The sequence below is a fragment of the Paenibacillus sp. JNUCC32 genome (genome assembly GCF_014863545.1).
Classification (GTDB): Bacteria; Bacillota; Bacilli; order Paenibacillales; family Paenibacillaceae; genus Paenibacillus_AQ; species Paenibacillus_AQ lautus_A.
Genome location: NZ_CP062260.1, coordinates 5,069,977 through 5,090,340, shown reverse-complemented (window position 1 = coordinate 5,090,340; position 20,364 = coordinate 5,069,977). Strand labels below are relative to the sequence as shown.

Genomic DNA, 20,364 nt, shown 5'->3' with positions numbered 1-20,364 from the left:
CAGAATAGTCGAAAGTGGGGAATCGCGCATGCGGTTTAAAGATGTGTTTTCTATTATTGGGCCCAGCATGGTGGGGCCTTCCAGCTCCCATACCGCTGGGGCCGTGCGGATCGGAAGAGCCGCGCGGCGCATATTTGGAGCATTCCCCGATCAGGCGGAAATTGTGTTCTATGGATCTTTTGCCGAAACCTACCGCGGCCACGGCACCGATCTGGCTGTCGTCGGCGGGCTGCTTGATTTTGCCACGGACGATATGCGCATCCGGAATTCGATCGAGCTTGCCGAAGCGGCAGGCATTGAACTTACCTTCAAGACGGCACAGAATGTGGCCTTTCACCCGAATACCGTGGAGCTGAGGCTGACCGACGGCGATCATACCGATGTCATTGCGGGCGCTTCCATTGGCGGAGGCAGCGTGGAAATGCTGCGCGTGAACGGTTTCGACGTCAAGTTTACGATGAATTATCCGGTGCTGCTGGTCTTTCATGACGATACGCCGGGCATGGTCGCGCATATCACCCGGCTCCTGGAGGCCGGCGGCGTCAACATTGCCTATATGGACGTGGACCGCAAGGGAAGGGGCGGCGATGCCATGACGGTGGTGGAGTCGGACGAAGCGGTTCCGGCCGAATTGATGAAGCATATCGAAGGACTGCCGAGCGTGCATCGGGTCGTCATCGCGGATTTGACAGTAGAGGAGGCGCAGTCATGAAGTTTTCTACGCTGGAGCAGATCATTGCATGCTGCCGGGAGGATCAGGTGACGATCGGCCAGCTGATGCTAAATGAACAGATCAAGGAAACGGGGAAAAGCCGGGACGAGACGTTCAAGCAAATGGCCGATTACTACGGCATCATGAAGGAAGCGGTGCACCGGGGAATCCATGAACCCGTCCCTTCCAAAAGCGGCCTGACCGGCGGCGATGCCGTGCGCGTTCATCAATATATGAGCAGCGGGGTACCCGCGCTTGGTACCGACGCTTGCACGGCGCTGGCCTACGCCCTGTCCGTGTCCGAGGTGAATGCCTCCATGGGGCGCATCGTGGCGACGCCGACGGCGGGCTCATGCGGCATTATTCCCGGGGTGTTCGTCAGCACGCAGGAACGCTTCGGCTGGGAAGACGAGCATTTGGTGATGGGGCTGTTCAGCGCTGGCGCAATCGGCTACGTCATTGCCAATAACTCGTTTATTTCCGGTGCGGAGGGCGGCTGCCAAGCTGAAGTCGGCTCAGCTATCGGTATGGCGGCAGGCGCTTTGACGGAGCTGCGGGGAGGGACGCCGGAGCAGGCTGTTCACGCCGTCGGGCTTGCGCTAAAGAATTCCTTGGGACTTATCTGCGACCCGGTGGGCGGGCTTGTCGAGATTCCTTGCATCGTGCGCAACGGCTTCGGCGCCGTGACGGCGCTGGCGGCATCGGATATGGCGCTTGCCGGCGTGCGCAGCGTCATTCCATCCGACGAAGTGATCGACGTGATGCTGGAGGTTGGCACGGCCATGCCGTCCAAGCACAGGGAAACGGCGAAGGGCGGACTTGCGCAGACGCCGACCGGCAAGAAAATCCTGAAGGATCTATACGGCAAGGAAGGCAAAAAATTGCGGGAGCAGGGTGCCAAAGCGAAAAAAGAAGAAACGAGTGATTGAATTCACACCCGTTTTGATGGACGCCGATGATGTTCTGCTTCATGAATATACGATGGGGAAGAGAAGAAATTTAACATCTTCCGTGAGGGATTTCGTGATGAAATCCCTCTATTTTTTTATCTATTTCTACCGCTTTAGCATTTTCCACATGCTCAAAAAGCCTGATGTTATGCGGGTTTTCGGCATTTCGCCCGCTTGAAGAAGAAAAAACGCCATCTCGCAGAAATACGCTTCTTTACGAATCATGGAAGCGTTTTTATGATGTGGATGGGTAGAAAATTCCGTGCCGGACCCTCGGCAGCGGATGCCCGATCATTTTAGAATATTCCTGCGACAGGCCGGGATCTTCGTCAACAAGGAGGCATGATAGGAAGCATCTTGATTTACAAACGTAGACCGGATGAGTAAGCAGACACACAGATGAGAAGAAATGACGGGGGTAGAGTAGCGATCGCACAGATTCAGTCAGCCGCATTCAAATGATGGATTTAGAGGAGGAACGCAAATGACAAAAAAATGGTTTCGCATGGCACTCGTGTTCACATTAATCATTTCAATCTTGGCCGCATGCAGCGGAGGAAATAAAGAGGCAGCTCCCGGAACGGACGGAGAAACAGCACCTCCAACGGCACCGGCAGATCCGGATCAATATGGGGATACTGGCGGTCTCGCGCTTCCGCTGGTCGATAAACCGACAACGATCAATTGGATGGTCGTCAGCGAGAAGACCAACCTGAACGATTCCTTGCTTGCCAAGGAGATCGAGAAGCGTACCGGCATCAAAGTGAATTTCCAACCCTATTCTTCGGCTACGTTTCAAGACAAGCTGAAAGTAACCGTTGCATCCGGCAAGCTCCCGGACATCATCCACGGATTGACGCCTCCGGAGCTGAAGAAGATCGGCAAGCAGAAAGCGGTCGTTGCCATTAACGAATATGTCGACATGCTGCCGAACTTCAAAAGAATGTATGTGGACGAGAATCCTTGGGTCATTCCGTCCTACGGAGACGAATCCGGCAACATCTATACCTGGCCGGTTGCAAACATCAACCGTGACGTGAACCACGGCTTCCTGTACCGCAAAGACATCTTCGATGAGCTGGGCATCAAGGAATGGACGAATACCGACGAATTCTATCAGGCCCTCAAAAAGTTGAAGGAAGCCTATCCGGATTCCTATCCTTACGCCTCGAAAACGAAAGAGAACATTTTCCGCGATTGGGCCTTCGGCTGGGGAATCGGCGGAGCCAACTATCCGACGTATTACGACGAGACGGCCAAGGTATGGAAGTACGCTACCATACAGCCTGAGCACAAAGAAATGCTCGATTTCATGAAGAAGCTGTACAACGAGGGACTCCTCGATCCGGAATTCATGACGGACACCGACGATTCCTGGACGGCGAAAATGACGTCAGGCAATAAATCCTTTGTCACCTATGACTGGATCGGACGTTTGGACCTGTTCTACAACCAGGTCAAGGACCAAAATCCGAACTATGACCTGCGATACGGCAATCCGGTCGGACCGACCGGCAACGGCAAGACGATCGAGAGCATCACGAACGGCTTCAGCATCGCGGTAGCCAACAACGACAACAAGGAAGCTTCCCTGAAGCTGCTCGATTACCTGACGAGCCCGTCCGGCGCCACGCTGGTGACGATGGGCGTGGAAGGCGAGACGTTCAAGATGGAAGGCGATAAAGCCGTCTATCCGGAGCTGACCGACGTGCCGCTGGTGGATATCAGCGTGCTGGAGGACCGCTATGGCCTGTGGCTGCAAGGATTGTATGTCAATTCCGACAAGCGCAGCGTGTACTTCAACTATACGGAGAAGGAGCAGGAGGCTCAGGATAAGCTCCTGAACGGCAATAAATTCGAGCCGCTGGATCCGGTCGTGAACTTTACGGATGACGAAACCGCAAAGATTGCGGAAATCCAAACCTCCCTGAAGAAATTGGCGGATGAATTTAACGCGAAATACATTCTCAACAAAAACTACGGCGATGCGCAGTGGCAGCAATGGCAGGCGCAGGCTGAGAAGCAGGGAGCCAAGCAGATCGTCGATATTTTCAACGCAGCCCAGAAGAGATTGGATGAAGCCACGAAATAATTCGCAGAAGAAATAAGAGTGATGGCGGCATCCGGGTACGACGCTCGGGTGCTGCTCATCATCTTAAGGAGGGAACACCATGTCAAGTGCAGGGACAGAGACAAATCTCGCCAAACCCCGCGGCGGGTTTGGGAGAAGAATGGTTTCGGCCTTTCAGCATATGAAGCGGGACAGACAGCTGTTGATTCTGTTTATCCCGTGCCTGTTGTTTTACGTTATTTTCCGATACGGGCCCCTGTACGGCTTGATCATTGCCTTCAAGGACTACAGCGTATTTACCGGCATCATGGAGAGCGAATGGGTAGGGCTCAAGCATTTCGAGAAATTTTTCGGCAGTCCGGATTTCTGGCTGCTGTTCAAGAATACGCTCCTTCTTGGCGTATACAATCTGATTTTCGGCTTTCCTTTTCCCATCATTCTGGCGATTCTCCTTAACGAGGTCAGAGTGAAATGGTTCAAAAAGTCGGTTCAAACGCTCAGCTATCTGCCTTCGTTCCTGTCCGTGGTCATTATAAGCAGCATGATTATCGACTTCCTGTCGCCCAATCAGGGGATCATTAACCAGCTGATCGCGGCGTTAGGTTTCGAGAAGACGTATTTTCTCATTGAGCCGAGCTGGTTTAGAACCATCTATGTTTCATCGGATATCTGGGCAACCGTCGGTTATGAAGCCATCATCTATATGGCTGCGATTGCAGGGATCAGCCCGTCGCTTTACGAAGCAGCTAAGGTGGACGGTGCCAAAAGGCGCCACATGATTTTTAAAATCACGATTCCCGCCATTCTTCCAACGATTATTATCATGTTTGTCTTGAAGACCGGATCGATGCTTCGGATCGGATACGAAAAGGTATTGCTGCTTTACAATCCGATGACTTACGAGGTGGCGGACGTATTCTCGACTTATGTCTACCGGAAAGGCCTTCTGGAGAGCAATTATAGCTATGGCGCGGCCGTAGGCTTGTTCGAAGCCGTTGTCGCCATGATATTGCTGTTGTCCTCCAACTACTTCAGCAAGCGACTGGGAGGTAGCGGACTATGGTAAACAACAAACGATTCAGCCTTCGAAACATCTCGTTATTCGGCATTATCAACACGCTGATTCTGACATGCCTTGCCATTATTACCGTGTACCCCGTCGTCTATATCACCGCCGTTTCCCTCAGCGCGACTTCCGAAGTGGTGCAAGGGAATATCACCTTGTTTCCCAAGGGTTTTAATCTCGACGCTTATGCCCAGGTGCTGAACGACGACCGGGTGCCGCGCGCCTATCTGAACACGATTTTTTATACAGCGCTCGGTACGGCCATTAACCTGCTGCTTACGGCGGTAGCGGCTTATCCGCTCGCTCGCAAAAATTTCTTCGGACGCAAGTTTTTCCTGTTGGCAATCATCATGACCATGTTCCTGAACCCGGGGATCATTCCGAACTACCTGATCGTATCCGAGCTTGGCCTGCTGGACAGCGTATGGGCACTCGTGCTTCCGAATGCGATCTGGACCTTTGAGCTGTTGATCCTCAAAAGCTTCTACGAGAACATGTCGGAATCCCTGCGCGAGGCAGCCGTCGTCGACGGCGCTTCCGAGTACCGCATCCTGTTCCAGATTGTGCTTCCGCTGTCCAAACCGGCACTGGCCTCGATCGGATTGTTTTATTTCATGGGCCATTGGAACAGCTTCTTTATCCCGCTGATTTACCTGAACGACGCGAATATGTACCCGCTTCAGGTCGTGCTTCGGGATATGCTGATTTTCAGCGAGAACGGAAGCAATCCGAGCCTGGTGGATGCGTCGGCGCTTGCTCCGCAGGCCATGAAGAACGCAACGATCGTGTTGTCGATGATTCCGGTGCTGCTGATCTATCCGTTTGCCCAGAAGTATTTTGCCAAAGGGGTCATGCTCGGTTCCGAAAAGGGGTGATGGGAAGGTGCCGGGGGCTATCATGTTGAATATGAAGGGATGACATCCAAGAGAGGTGAATCCGTATGAATCGATTGATCGCCAACAGAGGCTTGCTCCAGATTTTCTTCGCTCTGCAACTGGTCATCGGCATCATGTTCATATTCAATTACATCGTGTACAAGAATTCCATTACCGGAATTTACGACAAGGTGAGCGAGAACAACCGGATGGTGATCAGAAACATTATTCAGTCGTTTGATACCAGTTTCTCCTCCATTAACAATTTGATTTTTAACATTCATGCGCTTCCTTCGGACCGGATGCAGCTGGATAACGGCAAACTTGACATGGAGAAAGTCATCTCTCTGCAGGACAGCGTCACCAGCATCGTATCCAACGTGGATATCGTGGAAGATGTGGTCATTTCGTTCGACAATCACGATTTGGCCATTACGACACGCGGAACCAGCAATCTGGACGCATTGTTTGACAGGCGGTATAAATCCCAGAAGTTCAACTCGATGTTCTGGAAGACGTTTACCCGATCGGAGCACGAGCTTACGGTTTTTCCAGCGGAGGTTTATGCGGATCAGAGCAGCGGGTACGGCCGGAACCTGATGATTGCCGTAGACGGCAACAAGGTCAGAATGTCGAACAAAAACCTGATGATCCTGATTAACGTAAACCGGCTGCTTAAGGGGGTCGATTTGAATTCCATGATTCCCGGGGCCTCGCTTATCGTGCTGGATGCGAACCGGAACGTCATCTTGAGCACCGAGAAGGATCTGGATTTGGTGGGCATTCTGAACGACGTGTACTTTAACCCGTCGCAGGAAGCCTCCCTCACGCACGACGATTTTGAGTACAATTTCTACAAATCGGACTATAACGGTTTTATATATATCAATAAAATGCCGTACAAGTTTCAAAATATCGATTCCGTCACCGATGCCAATACGTGGATTATGTACGGCGCGATTGCGTTAAACGTCATGCTGTCGGTGCTGCTCAGCATTTATCTGTACCGGCCGGTGAAGAACATCGTGCAGCTGCTCGGGGGCAGTTCTCTTCGAGGGAATGATTTCGTGAAAATCCAGAGCGGCATCGTCAAGGTGCAGCGGGAGAACGAATCCCTCAAGAAGCAGATGGATCTGGTGGATGAGGATATCCGCCGAAGCGTGTTCCTGCAAACGCTGGACGGCCATCACCATTCGCGCGAGCAGGAAATGCAGATGCAGAAGCACTACACGCATTTCTTCCAGTGCCGGCATTTCATGATGGCGGCCGTGTATTTGCAGCCTGCCGGCAAGGGGGCGGCCAAGTCGGATTTTGTCCTGGAAGAGCTGACGTCTCAGATCCGGGGCGGCCTGGAGGAGCGCTATGGACATGTGGTGGTTTATCATGTCGAAGAACTGAAATTCCTAGCGTTAATCGGTCTGGATCAGCCGTCCGAGCGCAAGCAGCTGGTCAGGAAATTCGAGGAGTATGTTAGGCGGTGCAACGAGGATTATCATGATACGTTCACGGTGTGGGGCTGCGTCAGCCGAACGTACGAATCCAAAATCAGCAATTGCTCCGAAGCATACCGGAATATTAATGATGGGCGGTTGTACCGAAATGTGAATGCGGACACGGACTTGGTCGATGCGGAGCAGATTCGGTACGTCCCGGATATTTATTATCCGCTTCAGAAGATCGAGAAGCTGAGCAACTGCATGCTAAGCGGCAAGGTGGATGAGGGACTGCAGATCGTAAGCGATATTTTCCAGCAGAATGCGGATCTTCGCATCCATCACCATCAGATGGTGCATATTGCGAAGAGCATGTTCTTCCTCGTCATGAAGCAGGCGGATTCGCCGTCCGTTGACCGCAACGAGCTGTTCCGGCTGGAGAGTGATTTCATCCGCAAGGTCGATCAAGCCTTCACCTATGAAGAGATTCAGAAGGCGCTGATGGAAGTGATGCGCGTGGTGGCCAATACGCGGAACCACGATCCGCGAAGCAAGCTGAATCCCGCATTCATCTCCCAATACATCGAACTGCATTACATGGAGAACCTCTATTTGGATCATATGGCCGAAGTGCTGGATACCAGCTCGAAATACTTCTCCAATTATTTCAAGAAAACATTCGGCGTGAACTACGTGGAGTACTTGAACAAAGTCCGATTATCGCATGCGCGTGAATATCTGCGGAACACGGACCTCAGCATTGCGGAAATCGGAGAGAAAACAGGGTATTCGAACTCTTCCACATTTACGACGACCTTTAAGAAATACAGCGGCGTCTCGCCGAGCGAATATCGGAAAGCATCAGGAAAATAAGGTGGAGCAGGAGGGTCCAAATGAAGGCTGTTGCCACGATTCATGGAAACGTGATCGTTGATCATATCGAGAGGCCGGCGGAATTGCCGGCGGGTCATGTGCGGATTCGCACCGAATACTCGGCGGTCAGTCCGGGTACGGAAATGATCTTTATACGAAAGGCTTCGGATCAAAAAGTCATTATGGGTTACAGCGCGGTGGGTATCGTCGAAGACTTGGGTGAAGGCGTGAAGGGGCTTGCCGTGGGTCAACGGGTGGCCTGCTATGGAGCACCTTACGTGCGCCATGCCCAGTGGCTTACCGTGCCTTCGAACCTGACGGCCATCGTCCCGGACGGGGTGGATCCGCAGGAAGCCGCTTTTGCGGGGCTGGGAGCGATTGCGATCCATGCCCTGCGGGTTGCGGATCTGCGCTTCGGCGAATCGGCCGTGGTGGTCGGGCTGGGCATCCTGGGGCAGATCATTGCCCAGATCGCGCATGCGGCGGCTTGCCCCGTTGCGGGATTTGACCTGAACCCGGAGCGGGTGCAGGGGATGAGGCAGCATATTGCCTATGCTTATGATAACAAGGAGCAGCTTGAGGAGCAGGTTGGGCGGATGACGGGCGGACATGGAGCCGACAGCGTCATCCTGTGCGCAAGCGGTCCCGGTGAAGAGCTTATCAACGCGTCAATGGGATGGATTCGGGATAAGGGGAAAATCGTCATCGTCGGCGATTTGTCTACAACCTACTCCAGAGGGCTGATGTTTGGCAAGGAAGCGCAGGTGCTCATATCGCGGGCCGGCGGTCCGGGCCGGTACGACGCAAGCTATGAACTCAACAATACGGATTATCCGATCGGCTTTGTGCGCTGGACGGAAGGCCGCAACATTGCGGAATATATTCGTTTGCTGGCCGAAGGGAGAATCTCGATCAAACCGCTGATCTCCCATGTGGTTCCCGTAGATGAGGCGGGCAAGGCTTATGAGCGGTACGGCCCCGGGTCAACGACGCTCGGAACGATATTTAAATACGATCATGAGACGGTTGGTGCCAAGGCCGACTAGAATACAGCGATATCGAGGTGCGGTGCATATGCAGAATCATATAGAGGCGGATATCATCATTCTGGGCGGAGGACTCGGCGGCTGCGCCGCTGCGCTTGCGGCGGCGAAGGCGGGAAAACGCGTGATTATGACCGAAGAGAGCGATTGGCTCGGCGGCCAGATTACAAGTCAGGGCGTACCGCCCGACGAGCATCCCTGGATCGAGCAGTTTGGCTGCACGGCCAGCTACCGTGAATTCCGGAATCGGATCCGCGATTATTATAAGGAGTTATTTCCGCTCCGGGCCGAATCGCGGCAAGAGCGTTATCTGAATCCAGGCAGCGCACTGGTCAGCGGCATTGCCCATGAGCCGAGAGCGGCGCTGGCCGTGCTGCAGGGGATGCTGGCACCTTACGTGCACAGCGGAAGGTTAACGATCCTTACGGAGCATGCGCTGGTGGAAGCGGAGTCCGGCGGGGATCAGGTAACATCCGTCCGGCTGCGGGACAGCAGATCCGGCGACATCGTCAAGCTGACCGGCGCATTTTTCCTCGATGCTACCGAGGAAGGGGATTTGCTTCCGCTGGCCGGCATCGAATACGTGACGGGTTCCGAGTCGGCGGAAGAGACCGGTGAACCGCATGCATTATCCGGTCCGGCGGACCGGGCGGACATGCAGGCTTTCACTTGGTGCTTCGCGATGGATTACCGGGAGGGCGAGGATCATACCATCCCGAAGCCGATTCGGTACGATTTCTGGAAGAGCTACCGGGCGGATTTCTGGCCCGATGCCATGCTGAGCTGGACGGGGCTAGTACCGCATACGCTGGAGCCGGTCACCTACAGCTTATTTCCGGACGGCCGATCGTTTTCCCTGTGGAAATACCGGCAGATCCTGAATCCGGAGCATTTCGAAGGCGGGTTGTTTGACAGCAGCGTCACGGTCGTGAACTGGCCGCAGAACGATTATTGGCTCGGCTCCATTATCGATGTCGTCCCGGAAGAGCGGGAACGGCATCTGGAGGAATCCAGGCAGCTGAGTTTGTCCCTGCTCTATTGGATGCAGACGGAAGCCCCGCGGCCCGATGGAGGAAAGGGGTATCCCGGACTCCGGCTTCGGCCGGACGTGATGGGAACGAAAGATGGCTTGGCAAAAGCCCCTTATATCCGTGAATCCCGCCGGATCCGCGCCGAATTTACCGTGAAGGAGCAGCATATTGCCGCCGAATGCCGTCCGGACGGGCGGGCGGAGACGTTCCGCGATTCCGTTGGCATCGGCTGCTACCGGATCGATCTGCATCCAAGCACGGGATTGCGGACGTATATCGATATTTCGAGCCTGCCCTTCCAAATTCCGATGGGGAGCCTGATTCCGGTACGGGTAGCCAATGTGCTGGCAGCCTGCAAGAATATCGGCACGACGCATATCACGAATGGGTGTTATCGTCTGCATCCTGTGGAATGGAACATCGGCGAGGCAGCCGGTTTTTTAGCCGCTTACTGCATAGAGCATGGACTGAAGCCGCGGGAAGTACGGAATACCCCGGACCACTTGGAAGCTTTTCAGCGGCGACTGACGGAACAGGGGATCGAACGGTCATGGCCGTCCGTTCATGCCGTTTGACGTCTTGTCGGAAATAAGGGGAATGCCTACCGAAATAACGATAGCCGTCTTTCCGGGCAGTGGGATGCTGCTTGCGGAAAGACGGCTATTCATGCTGGTAGACGAATCATGACCGGTAAACTACTAATTTACAATAATATACAATTCTATTATACTTGTATGTAGATATGGATCCTACCTCTTTGTATATGGAGGCAGTTGCATATCGGACATCAGCTAACTTCGTGGTACTTTACATACGGGCAGTCTCCTCGTTTCCATCGATCATGGGAAGGGTGGTGGTTTATACCGAAACCGGTTTACCAGGCTGTAGCGGTCATGGCTTTCCAATTCGAAAACCAAAGGAGCGAAACGTTGATGAAAGTATTCCGAAATTCGATTATCCGTAAGTCGGCGGCGCTTTTCTGCGCTGTTCTGCTGATCTTGCCGGCCGGGTTGTCCCTGGCGGCCAACAAGCCCTTTCCCCAGCATACGTCCTATACGAGCGGTTCGATTAAGCCGAACAACGTAACGCAGACCGCGATGGACAATGCGGTCAAGAGCAAATGGAACAGCTGGAAAGGGTCTTTTCTGAAGCCGGCTGCAACCGGGCAATATTACGTCAAATACAATTCCGCGGGCGAGACGGTATCCGAGGCTCACGGTTACGGAATGATTTTCACCGTTCTGATGGCGGGATACGACAGTAATGCGCAGTCGTATTTCGATGGGTTATATCGCTATTACAAGGCGCATCCGAGTGATAACAATCCGTATCTGATGGCGTGGAAACAGAACAGCAGCTTCCAGAATATAGAGGGGGCCAACTCGGCAACGGACGGCGATATGGATATTGCATACGCACTCCTGCTTGCGGACAAGCAGTGGGGAAGCAGCGGATCGATCAATTACCTGCAGGCCGCGAAGGATATCATCAATGCCATCATGAGCAATGACGTCAATCAGTCGCAATGGACGCTGCGTTTGGGCGATTGGGCTACCAGCGGCAACTACAATACCGCCACGCGGCCATCGGATTTCATGCTGAACCATATGAAGGCGTTCCGTGCGGCTACCGGCGATGCCCGTTGGGATAACGTCATTAACAAAACCTATACGATCATCAACTCCATCTATAACGGTTACAGCTCCAATACCGGTTTGCTTCCGGATTTCGTCGTCATGTCGGGCGGCAATTATCAGCCAGCGGCAGCGGGATTCCTGGAGGGGGCGAACGACGGGAAATATTACTACAACTCGGCCCGGACTCCATGGCGGATTACGACCGACTATCTGATGACCGGCGATACGCGCGCGCTGAATCAATTGAATAAAATGAACACGTTCATTAAGTCGGCTGCAAACAGCAATCCTGCCAATATCAAGGCAGGGTATAATCTGAACGGGACCGCGCTGGTGACTTATAACAGCGGAGCGTTCTATGCACCGTTCGGCGTAAGCGCGATGACTTCGTCCAGTCACCAGAGCTGGCTGAATTCGGTATGGAATTATACGGCGAACGCATCTGCAGAGGGATATTATGAGGAGAGCATCAAGCTGTTCTCGATGATGGTCATGTCGGGAAATTGGTGGACATATTAACGCATAACGCCCTTTAGTTTTATATAAATATAAAACAAAAACCTGATCCGTGTTGGATCAGGTTTTTTTGGGTCTTTCCTACCATTAATTAATTTATGGAGAAAAACATGAAGAATTAGCATTGATATTTCATAAGGCTCAGTGTTAATATCTTATCGAATATAAAATGTTTTATATTATTCTAAATTAAACAGCCAGAGGTATCGCCATAATGGACATCTTGTTTTTTTATTTATGAAAGGGTTTACAAAAAATCGAGGCGAGGGAGAATCGTATGAACAAGAACATGCTGCGTAAGACGGCTGCCGCAGGAATTGCCGCAATGTTAATGGCAGGAGGCTTAAGTACGGCAGGCCAAGGACCTGCGGCCGGCGTTCCTGACGTGTACGCGGAAGCGGCTCCGCTGAAGAAGGGGGAGAAGGCACCGATCTTCCGGGAGGCTTCCGTGCACGATCCGTCCGTGATCAAAACAGGGGATACCTACTATGTGTTCGGTTCCCATCTGGCCGCGGCCAAATCGAAGGACTTGATGAGCTGGGACATGGTCGCGTCCGGGGTCGCGACCGGCAATCCGCTGATTCCGAACGTAACGGAGGAATTGAGAGAAACGCTGGAATGGGCGCAAAGCGACACATTGTGGGCGGCCGACGTGATTCAGCTGGCAGACGGCAAATTCTATATGTACTATAACGCCTGCAAAGGGGATTCCCCGCGATCCGCCATGGGGATCGCCGTTGCCGATCGGATCGAAGGCCCGTATAAGGACACCGGCATCATTCTGAAATCCGGCATGTGGGACGAGATCAGTGAGGATGGAACCATCTATGATGCAACAAAGCACCCGAATGTCGTCGATCCGGATGTGTTCTTCGATAAGAACGGCAAGCTGTGGATGGTATACGGCTCCTATTCCGGCGGCATTTTCATTATGGAGATGGATCCCAAGACCGGAAAACCGCTGCCTGGGCAAGGATACGGGAAGAAGCTGCTGGGAGGCAATCACAGCCGGATCGAAGGGCCTTACATGGTTTATCACCCGGCCACGGACTATTACTACCTGTACCTGTCGTACGGGGGGTTGGATGCGGTTGGCGGCTACAATATGCGGGTGGTCCGATCCAAAAATCCGGATGGTCCTTTCTACGATGCGGAGGGCAATGACATGAGAGAAGTGAAGGCTGATCCTTCCCTTCCGCTTTTTGACGATCGTTCGATTGAGCCGTATGGCGTGAAGCTGATGGGGAACTACTTGTTCAAGCGCCTGGTCGGTGATCCGGGGGCGGGGATCGGCACCGGGGCCGTGTCGCCTGGCCATAACTCCGTCTATTACGATGAGCGGAGCAAACGAACATTCCTTATTTTTCACAGCCGCTTCCCGCAGCGCGGGGAAGAGCATGAGATTCGGGTGCATGAGTTGTATATGAATCAGGACAGCTGGCCGGTATCGGCTCCATACCGTTATGCGGGCGAGGAGGCCACGGAGGCTAAGAAAGTCACGCCGAAAGATGCGGCCGGAGACTATAAGCTGATTCAACACGGGAAAGATATTTCGTCCGTCGTCAAAGAATCGGTGCCGATCGAGCTTCATAAGAACGGCAAAGTAACAGGTGCAGCCGAGGGGGCTTGGAAGATCAGCGGAAAGCGGGATGTGACGCTTACGCTGGATGGAAAGCGTTATAAAGGCGTAATGACTCCGCAATGGGACCCCGAAGTGAAGCGGCAGACGATGACCTTCACGGCCCTTTCGGCGGACGGTACCGCGATGTGGGGCGTACGTCAGCTTGATCGCAGCGACAGGGAACTCGTGGATGCCGTGAAGAGGGACCTTTCCCTCGGGGATGTGAGCGAAGTTTTCTACGATCTGGCTTTGCCGTCCGAGGCTTCCGGAGGTGCCGTCATTCGCTGGACCTCCTCTCATCCCGAAGTCATATCGGCGGAGGGAAAGCTGAATCGTCCTGCTGCCGGGGCGGGGGACGCGAGGGTTACGCTGACCGCTCAGATTACGAGCGGTAAAGCAAAGGCTGCCAAAGCGTTTGACGTAACCGTGCTGCAGCAGTCGGCAGGGCCGCTGCTGCTGAGCTATCCGTTCAGCGAGAATAAAGAAGGCGCGGCGTTCGACGTCTCGGAAAACGGATTTCATGGAAAGGTCCTTGGCGGAGTCCGGTGGAATGAGAAGAGCCGGCATGGAGGCGGCATGGACTTTAACGGCTCGGACGGCTATATTGAACTGCCGAATCGGGTCACCGATACAGAGGACTTCACCTTTGCGGCCTGGGTTTATTGGAAGGGAGGAGCACCGTGGCAGCGGGTGCTGGATGCCGGCAGCGGGCTTGCCAGGCATATGTTCCTGACGCCATCCCAACACGCCGGCGTCCTTCAGTTTACGATTCACGGCAGCGGCGGAGACCAGAGCCTCCTTGGCAGCGCGCCGCTTCCGGTGAATGCGTGGACGCATGTAGCCGTGACCCTTCAGGGGGATACGGGCAAGTTATACGTGAACGGACAGATGGTTGCCTCGGGCGATCACATGAAGCTGAATCCAAGCGGGCTGCTGACAACGGAAGCTTATTTAGGGAAAAGCCGGTTCGCGGCCGATCCTTACTTTAACGGAAGCTTGGATGAGGTGCGGATGTACAGCAAGGCGCTGACCGACAGTGAAATCAAGAAGCTGGCCGAGTAATCGGCCGTCGTCATGAGGCTCCATCGCGGCAGCCGCTCATATATTCAGGGGATCCGCCACTTGGCGGGTCTTTTTTTTGAGCTGTATTTAAAAATAACGGTTGACAGGAGAGCCTGCATCATATATCTTAATATTAAGTTAAGTGACTATATAAAAGTTAGTCGATTGAAAGGAGTAAGTATAAAGTGCATAAACGTTAGCGAAGTAAACCAGGTTAATCATTCTACACCTATATATCTTTATATTAAGATATCGATGGATCGTGTCGATGAATTTCTATAAATAATGAAACTGAATATGGAGGCGTATAAAATGGCTATAGATATTGGATTGTTGATACTTCGTTTGGTGGTTGGGTTATCGTTCACGGCGCGCAGAAGCTGTTTGGGTGGTTTGGCGGTTACGGGCCGAAAGGGACCGGCGGCTGGATGGAATCGGTGGGCATTAAGCCCGGCGTCGCGATCGCGGTGTTGTCAGGTCTGATGGAGCTGGTTGGCGGGCTGCTGCTGGCAGCCGGATTTCTCACGGTGCTCGGCGCAGCGCTGATCACGCTGACGATGCTGGGCGCAATCGTGAAGGTGCATGGCCGGAACGGGTATTGGTCCACAGCGAATGGATACGAGTATAATTTGCTGTTGATCGCAGTGGCCGTTGCATTGGCACTCACGGGTGCAGGCGCATATTCGCTCGATGCGGTAATCTTTAACTAATCATGATGGGGGCGTGCAGATATGAGTGATCTTACTACATTAATTAAGAGCCGGAGGTCGGCTAATCTGTTTATGGAAGGGATTGAAATCCCGGATCAGGATTTGAACGATATCTTTAATGAGGTTAAATATGCTCCTTCGGCTTTTAATTTACAGCATACGCACTATGTGGTGGTTAAGGATCCCGATATCAAGCACACAGTTTACGAAGCCGCCAACAAGCAGCATAAGATACTCACCGCGTCGGCCGTCATCGTGGTGCTGGGGAATAAGCAGGCCTACGAGGATATCGGAAGAATGAACGAGGGCTTTCTGAATTTGGGCGTGATCGACAAGCTTGAATATGACATGACGGTTGAATCGGTCACGAGCTTTTATGAAGCGGGCGGAGAAACCTTTATGAGGGATGAAGCCATTCGGAATGCCAGCCTATCCGCGATGTTATTGATGATGGTGGCCAAGGACAAGGGATGGGATACCTGCCCGATGATCGGATTTGATCCCGATGCCCTGCAGAAGGAACTGAACATTCCGGACGCTTATGTGCCCGCCATGCTGATCGCGATCGGCAAGGAGGATGCGCGCAAACCGCGTCCCCGCGGCTACCGCAAGCCGGTATTGGAATTTGTGAGCTATAACCGATTTTAAGGGATGCAAGATAGGAACAGAAGCTCTCGAACAGGTTTTTAAACCTGGCGGGAGCTTTTTTTATGTCCATGATAAACATTCCACTCCATAATGACGATGATGAATATAAAGAGGTCGGTGTCGGTGTTATGCCGGTTTTTCGTTATATAACGGGGGTGAACGAAATGAAAAGGGGGAAGCGGCCATATCGGCGGAATGGACAGCTCATGGTTCTGGCCGTCATCATGATGATGCTGACAGCTTGCGCGAAGGAGGCGCCGATAGCCGTTCAGACAACGCCGTCGACTGTCGCCGCACCGGGAGGAGGGGAAGCCGCGAAACCAGCGGAAATGCCGTCGGCGGCTAAGGAGAGTTTGCGTACGGCATTCCCGCAGGAAGATCCGGACCATCGCCAGGTCAAGCAAGAGGCTGAGCAGCCGAAGGGAGAGTCTGATCGCGATCCCGTCGAAGCGGTTCTCGACATGTACGAATCGCTTCAGGCTAACGATTCCGCTTCGTATTTCCGTCATGCAGACATTCCGAGCGTCCGAATGTCCCCCGCCATGCTGAAGGTGCTGTTCGAAGAGGCGGGCAAACGTGAAGTGAGAGCGGAACGCTTCAAGGTGTTTGATAAAGAAGGGCTGGATGAGGTAAGCAGCCGGTTATTATCCCTTACGTACGGGAGCCAGGCCGAAATCGTACTGGAGGAGCTCAGCCAGGGCGATCAGAATCTGTGGTTTGTGACGGCGTTCGCGGATGGGCTTAAAGTGGTGGAGCAATCCACGGTTTATCCGGGGGCTTACGAGCTTGGAAGGGAAGCGACGATGGAAGAGCTTATCGCGGTAGAAATCCAGCATACCGCTGAAGACAGGGCATTCTTTGCCGCGAAAGCGAAGCAGCCCGTATGGAACCCGGTGCAGACCGTTTCCTTGCTGTATCAGGCAGCGCAGGCGGAGGATGCAGAAACCTTTCACGCGATGTCGGGCGGGGGCGAGGGATATTTCTCAGGTCAGTATGACCGGGACATGGTGGAATTTACGGAATGGATGAAATCTTTTGAAAGCGTTCAGCATATGTCCATCGAATCGGTTTCGCGCGAGAATATCGCAGACGGTTACAGCCAAGAATACGATGAACGCTTCGGCGACGGTTGGCAGTTCATTGTGGCCTGGGACCCTCGGGATGAAGCAGGCTACCAAGGGACATCCTGGATTATGGCCCCAAGCGAAGACGGGACGCGTTATGTCGTAAAGCAGACGCTTACCGCCAATCTGGAATCCTTTTTTGAGTGAGGAACGAAACACATACATAACGAAGCAAGCATAGCAGCCCTGCTCCTGAAGAGCAGGGCTGCTATGCTGTCGGCAAGGGATTGCATGATTATGGCTGGAGATTTTGGAGCATATCCATCGTTTCGTTAATTTTATTGACGGTTTGAACGATGTTGGAATTCTGGAAGTCGGTCACTCCGTTCTGGATTCGATCCATATAACCGTTGATGTCGGTCAGCAGCGTGTCGTTTAATCCGACCAGCTGTTCATGGATCGTCTGCGCAAAGGCAGGGGCTTCGATGCCGTTAAACTCCGAGATCCGGGTTTTCATCGCTTCGAGTTGCTGGGTCAGCGTTTCCTTGGCATCCGTATTGGTGGCTGCCTGCTGGGCGAGCTCCGGGATGGACTCGGCAAATTGGGAAGCTTCATTGATAAAGGTCGTAGCTTCCTTCGTATAATCCAAGGAATTGTTCACGCTGTCCACCAAGGAACATCCGGAGAGAACTCCCAGTACAAGTGAAATCAGCAATAATCGTTTGATCATTTCTCCTCCTCCTGTCGTGTAAAACGCAGTTCTTTTACGTTGTATACGGATGACATGGAGAATGGTTGTGTTTTTTTCGCGTGAGCGGGCAGGTGCTTTCAGGCAGCCTTAAGCAGAACGCCGGTTGCCGGCAGGATTAATATTTGCCCTGCAGGAAACGAATGAGTTCAATCAAACCTGCCAGGAAGCCGCCCGGCCTTGGGCTTTCGGCCGATGGAGCGGGCTTCTCGGGCTGGATGCCTTCTCCCAGCGAAGTTACGTCAACGGATGAGGAAGGACCCGTATTCCCGCATAGATGGGGTTTGAGCTTTTGCCCGCTTTTGTCGGCGAACACGATATATTCCTTGCCTGTTTCAAAGGATTCCCAGCCATTGGAATATAGGGTAACGGCAGGGGCATCCGATTCTCCCTTCCACCACTCGGAAACCTGGAATACATATTTGCTTTTGGATATATCGGCTTTAGGGTGGGATGAGGCCAACGTGCCCCTGAATACCGCATCCGAGGTTTTTAACTCCTCGGTAACCTTGCGAGGCTCCGCGCATGACAAGGCGGATGCCGTGGAGTGATCTGTGCCAAGCCATAGTCCAATCGTAAGGGAAAGAGCCATCATGGCGAGAAAGCCTTTTTTCATATCGGCGTCTCCTTTCGGGATGATTATGTATTTAGACGAGGAGAGTATCGCCATTGTTGCAGGCGCTTGCCCAAGAATGGATGGGAGGGGGAGAGCCTGGTTTAGAATGCGCAGGGGGCTGGATGCTGCAGAAACGGCAAATACCCCGCAAGCCATAATTGGCTGCGGAGCAGATTGGACGTACACGCGTATGGAAGGCAGGCGCCCTTTTTGTAACATGATGGTGGCAGTCCATGCAGAGAGTTGCCAAACGCTTAGCAGGGGCTATATCTGCCTTGCTTCCAGCCGCTTGGCGATGATGGACAGCAGATAATTCAGCGTAAAGTACAGCAAGGATGCAAAGACAAGGGCCGGGATGACATAGGAATAGCTGGAACCGCTTAGGATTTGCACGTTGCGCATCAGCTCAGGCAGCGAAATGATCACGGCGAGCGACGTGTCTTTAATGAGCGAGATGAACTGGCTCACCATGGGCGGGGACATCCGGCGCAGCGCCAGCGGAAGAATGACGTGCCGCAGTGTCTGCATATAAGAGAGGCCCGAGGCCCGGGCCGCTTCGATTTGGCCTTTATCCACCGATACGAGGCCGCTGCGGACGATCTCGGCGATCATGGCCCCTTCAAAAATGCTCAGTCCGACAACAGCCGCCCAGAAGGTCGGGATTCGAATCCCGGTTTGGGGCAGCACCATGCCGATGAAGAATATGATCAGCAGCAGCGGCAGATTGCGGATAATATCCACCAAAAAAGCCGTGGTCCTCGACAGGAAGGGGGTCTTCGTATACCTCACGGTCCCGAGCACGGTTCCGATGATGAAGCTGAATATAATGGATAAGCCGGCAACCTGCACCGTGATCCAAAAGCCTTGAAGGAGATATCGCAGGTTTGGCCAGGAGTATGCACCGATAAAATCCATCTCATGCCACCTCCTGTATATTAGGCAAACTTCGAACGTAACATCAATTGCTTCTCGCGAATCGGCGCTCCATATAGTGGACCGCGAGACTGAGCGGAACGGTCAGGAGCAGGTAGAACAGGGCCACAAACGTATAGACGGGTATGCCTTTGAAGGTGCTCAGGTTTATGAGATCGGCATAATACATCAGGTCGAGTCCGGCGATAACGCCCAGGACCGAGGAGTTTTTGACCAGGTTGATCAATTGGTTGCCGATGGCCGGCAGTACGATTTTGACCGCCTGCGGAAGAATGATGTAGCGCATATTCTGGATATAACTCAGCCCGGAGGAGCGAGCCGCTTCCGACTGCCCTGACGGTACCGCCTGAATGCCTGCCCGAATGGCTTCGGCAATGAAGGCAGCCGTATACACCATCAGCCCGAGCGTGCCCGAGGTGAACGGGTCGACCGGTATGCCGAGGGCGGGCAGGCCCAGGAAAAAGAAAAAGACAACCACGAGGAGCGGGATATTACGGATAAACTCGACATAAATGGTGCCGATCGCCTTCAAGACGCGGAATGGAGCAATCCGCATAATGGCGATGAAGGTGCCCAGCACCAAGCTGCCGATCAGTCCCAGCAGGCTGGCGAGAATGGTCTGGCCCAGGCCGGCCATGAATTGATCCCAATGCTCGACCAGAATGTTGAAATCCCACAAGGTCACAAGGCTTCACCTCCAATGGGGATGATGATCGTTCGGCCGGTCGAATGAAGGCCGGGCCATTCTGGGAGGA

The 20,364-nt window shown here is 53.3% G+C and carries 16 protein-coding genes and 1 pseudogene; 13 read left to right on the top strand and 4 right to left on the bottom strand.

Translation table 11 applies throughout. The features are described 5' to 3' along the window. Positions 1 to 28 precede the first annotated feature (28 nt). From sdaAB to JNUCC32_RS22515, 13 genes and pseudogenes are all read left to right on the top strand, one after another. Complete coding sequence (gene sdaAB, locus JNUCC32_RS22575) at positions 29 to 712, top strand: L-serine ammonia-lyase, iron-sulfur-dependent subunit beta (protein WP_096774722.1); 684 nt, start codon at positions 29 to 31, stop codon at positions 710 to 712. Continuing rightward, the gene (gene sdaAA, locus JNUCC32_RS22570) at positions 709 to 1,641 is read left to right on the top strand and encodes an L-serine ammonia-lyase, iron-sulfur-dependent, subunit alpha (protein ID WP_192569900.1); all 933 of its coding nucleotides are present in this window, start codon (positions 709 to 711) and stop codon (positions 1,639 to 1,641) included. The genes sdaAB and sdaAA overlap by 4 nt, the downstream gene beginning before the upstream one ends. A 505-nt stretch (positions 1,642 to 2,146) precedes the next feature. Continuing rightward, entirely contained in the window at positions 2,147 to 3,754 is a 1,608-nt protein-coding gene (locus JNUCC32_RS22565; RefSeq protein WP_192569899.1) for an ABC transporter substrate-binding protein, read from the top strand. 79 nt (positions 3,755 to 3,833) lie between these two features. After that, positions 3,834 to 4,799: an ABC transporter permease gene (locus JNUCC32_RS22560; protein WP_009595687.1), complete on the top strand. Its 966-nt coding sequence runs from the start codon at positions 3,834 to 3,836 to the stop codon at positions 4,797 to 4,799. After that, positions 4,793 to 5,674 (top strand): carbohydrate ABC transporter permease, encoded by an 882-nt coding sequence (locus JNUCC32_RS22555; protein ID WP_009595681.1) that lies wholly within the window; start codon positions 4,793 to 4,795, stop codon positions 5,672 to 5,674. Before JNUCC32_RS22560 ends, JNUCC32_RS22555 begins: the two co-directional genes overlap by 7 nt. 65 nt (positions 5,675 to 5,739) lie before the next feature. Next, entirely contained in the window at positions 5,740 to 7,980 is a 2,241-nt protein-coding gene (locus tag JNUCC32_RS22550; protein ID WP_192569898.1) for a helix-turn-helix domain-containing protein, read from the top strand. Positions 7,981 to 8,000: 20 nt separating this feature from the next. After that, positions 8,001 to 9,026 (top strand): zinc-dependent alcohol dehydrogenase, encoded by a 1,026-nt coding sequence (locus JNUCC32_RS22545; protein ID WP_096774719.1) that lies wholly within the window; start codon positions 8,001 to 8,003, stop codon positions 9,024 to 9,026. Between the two features lie 28 nt (positions 9,027 to 9,054). Then, positions 9,055 to 10,629, top strand: a complete 1,575-nt coding sequence (locus JNUCC32_RS22540; RefSeq protein ID WP_192569897.1) for an FAD-dependent oxidoreductase — start codon at positions 9,055 to 9,057, stop codon at positions 10,627 to 10,629. 357 nt (positions 10,630 to 10,986) lie between these two features. Next, entirely contained in the window at positions 10,987 to 12,210 is a 1,224-nt protein-coding gene (locus JNUCC32_RS22535) for a family 8 glycosyl hydrolase (protein ID WP_096774717.1), read from the top strand. 274 nt (positions 12,211 to 12,484) lie between these two features. Beyond that, positions 12,485 to 14,890: an arabinan endo-1,5-alpha-L-arabinosidase AbnB gene (locus JNUCC32_RS22530; RefSeq protein ID WP_192569896.1), complete on the top strand. Its 2,406-nt coding sequence runs from the start codon at positions 12,485 to 12,487 to the stop codon at positions 14,888 to 14,890. 312 nt (positions 14,891 to 15,202) lie between these two features. Then, a pseudogene (locus JNUCC32_RS22525) lies at positions 15,203 to 15,600 on the top strand (DoxX family protein). Positions 15,601 to 15,621: 21 nt separating this feature from the next. Beyond that, on the top strand, positions 15,622 to 16,248 hold the full coding sequence (locus tag JNUCC32_RS22520) for a nitroreductase family protein (protein WP_096774715.1): 627 nt from the start codon (positions 15,622 to 15,624) through the stop codon (positions 16,246 to 16,248). A 62-nt stretch (positions 16,249 to 16,310) separates the two neighbouring features. Then, positions 16,311 to 17,519, top strand: a complete 1,209-nt coding sequence (locus JNUCC32_RS22515; RefSeq protein WP_192569895.1) for a hypothetical protein — start codon at positions 16,311 to 16,313, stop codon at positions 17,517 to 17,519. An 88-nt stretch (positions 17,520 to 17,607) separates the two neighbouring features. On the opposite strand, the gene JNUCC32_RS22510 is transcribed toward JNUCC32_RS22515, so the two are convergent. The 4 genes from JNUCC32_RS22510 to JNUCC32_RS22495 all read right to left on the bottom strand — a co-directional run bounded on the left by JNUCC32_RS22510 (position 17,608) and on the right by JNUCC32_RS22495 (position 20,288). Continuing rightward, positions 17,608 to 18,042 (bottom strand): DUF6376 family protein, encoded by a 435-nt coding sequence (locus tag JNUCC32_RS22510; RefSeq protein WP_192569894.1) that lies wholly within the window; start codon positions 18,040 to 18,042, stop codon positions 17,608 to 17,610. A 136-nt stretch (positions 18,043 to 18,178) separates the two neighbouring features. Continuing rightward, positions 18,179 to 18,676, bottom strand: coding sequence for a hypothetical protein (locus tag JNUCC32_RS22505; RefSeq protein WP_192569893.1), 498 nt, complete (start codon positions 18,674 to 18,676; stop codon positions 18,179 to 18,181). Positions 18,677 to 18,940: 264 nt separating this feature from the next. Further along, entirely contained in the window at positions 18,941 to 19,591 is a 651-nt protein-coding gene (locus JNUCC32_RS22500; RefSeq protein ID WP_009595092.1) for an amino acid ABC transporter permease, read from the bottom strand. A 43-nt stretch (positions 19,592 to 19,634) separates the two neighbouring features. After that, positions 19,635 to 20,288, bottom strand: a complete 654-nt coding sequence (locus JNUCC32_RS22495) for an amino acid ABC transporter permease (RefSeq protein WP_036664979.1) — start codon at positions 20,286 to 20,288, stop codon at positions 19,635 to 19,637. Positions 20,289 to 20,364 lie beyond the last annotated feature (76 nt).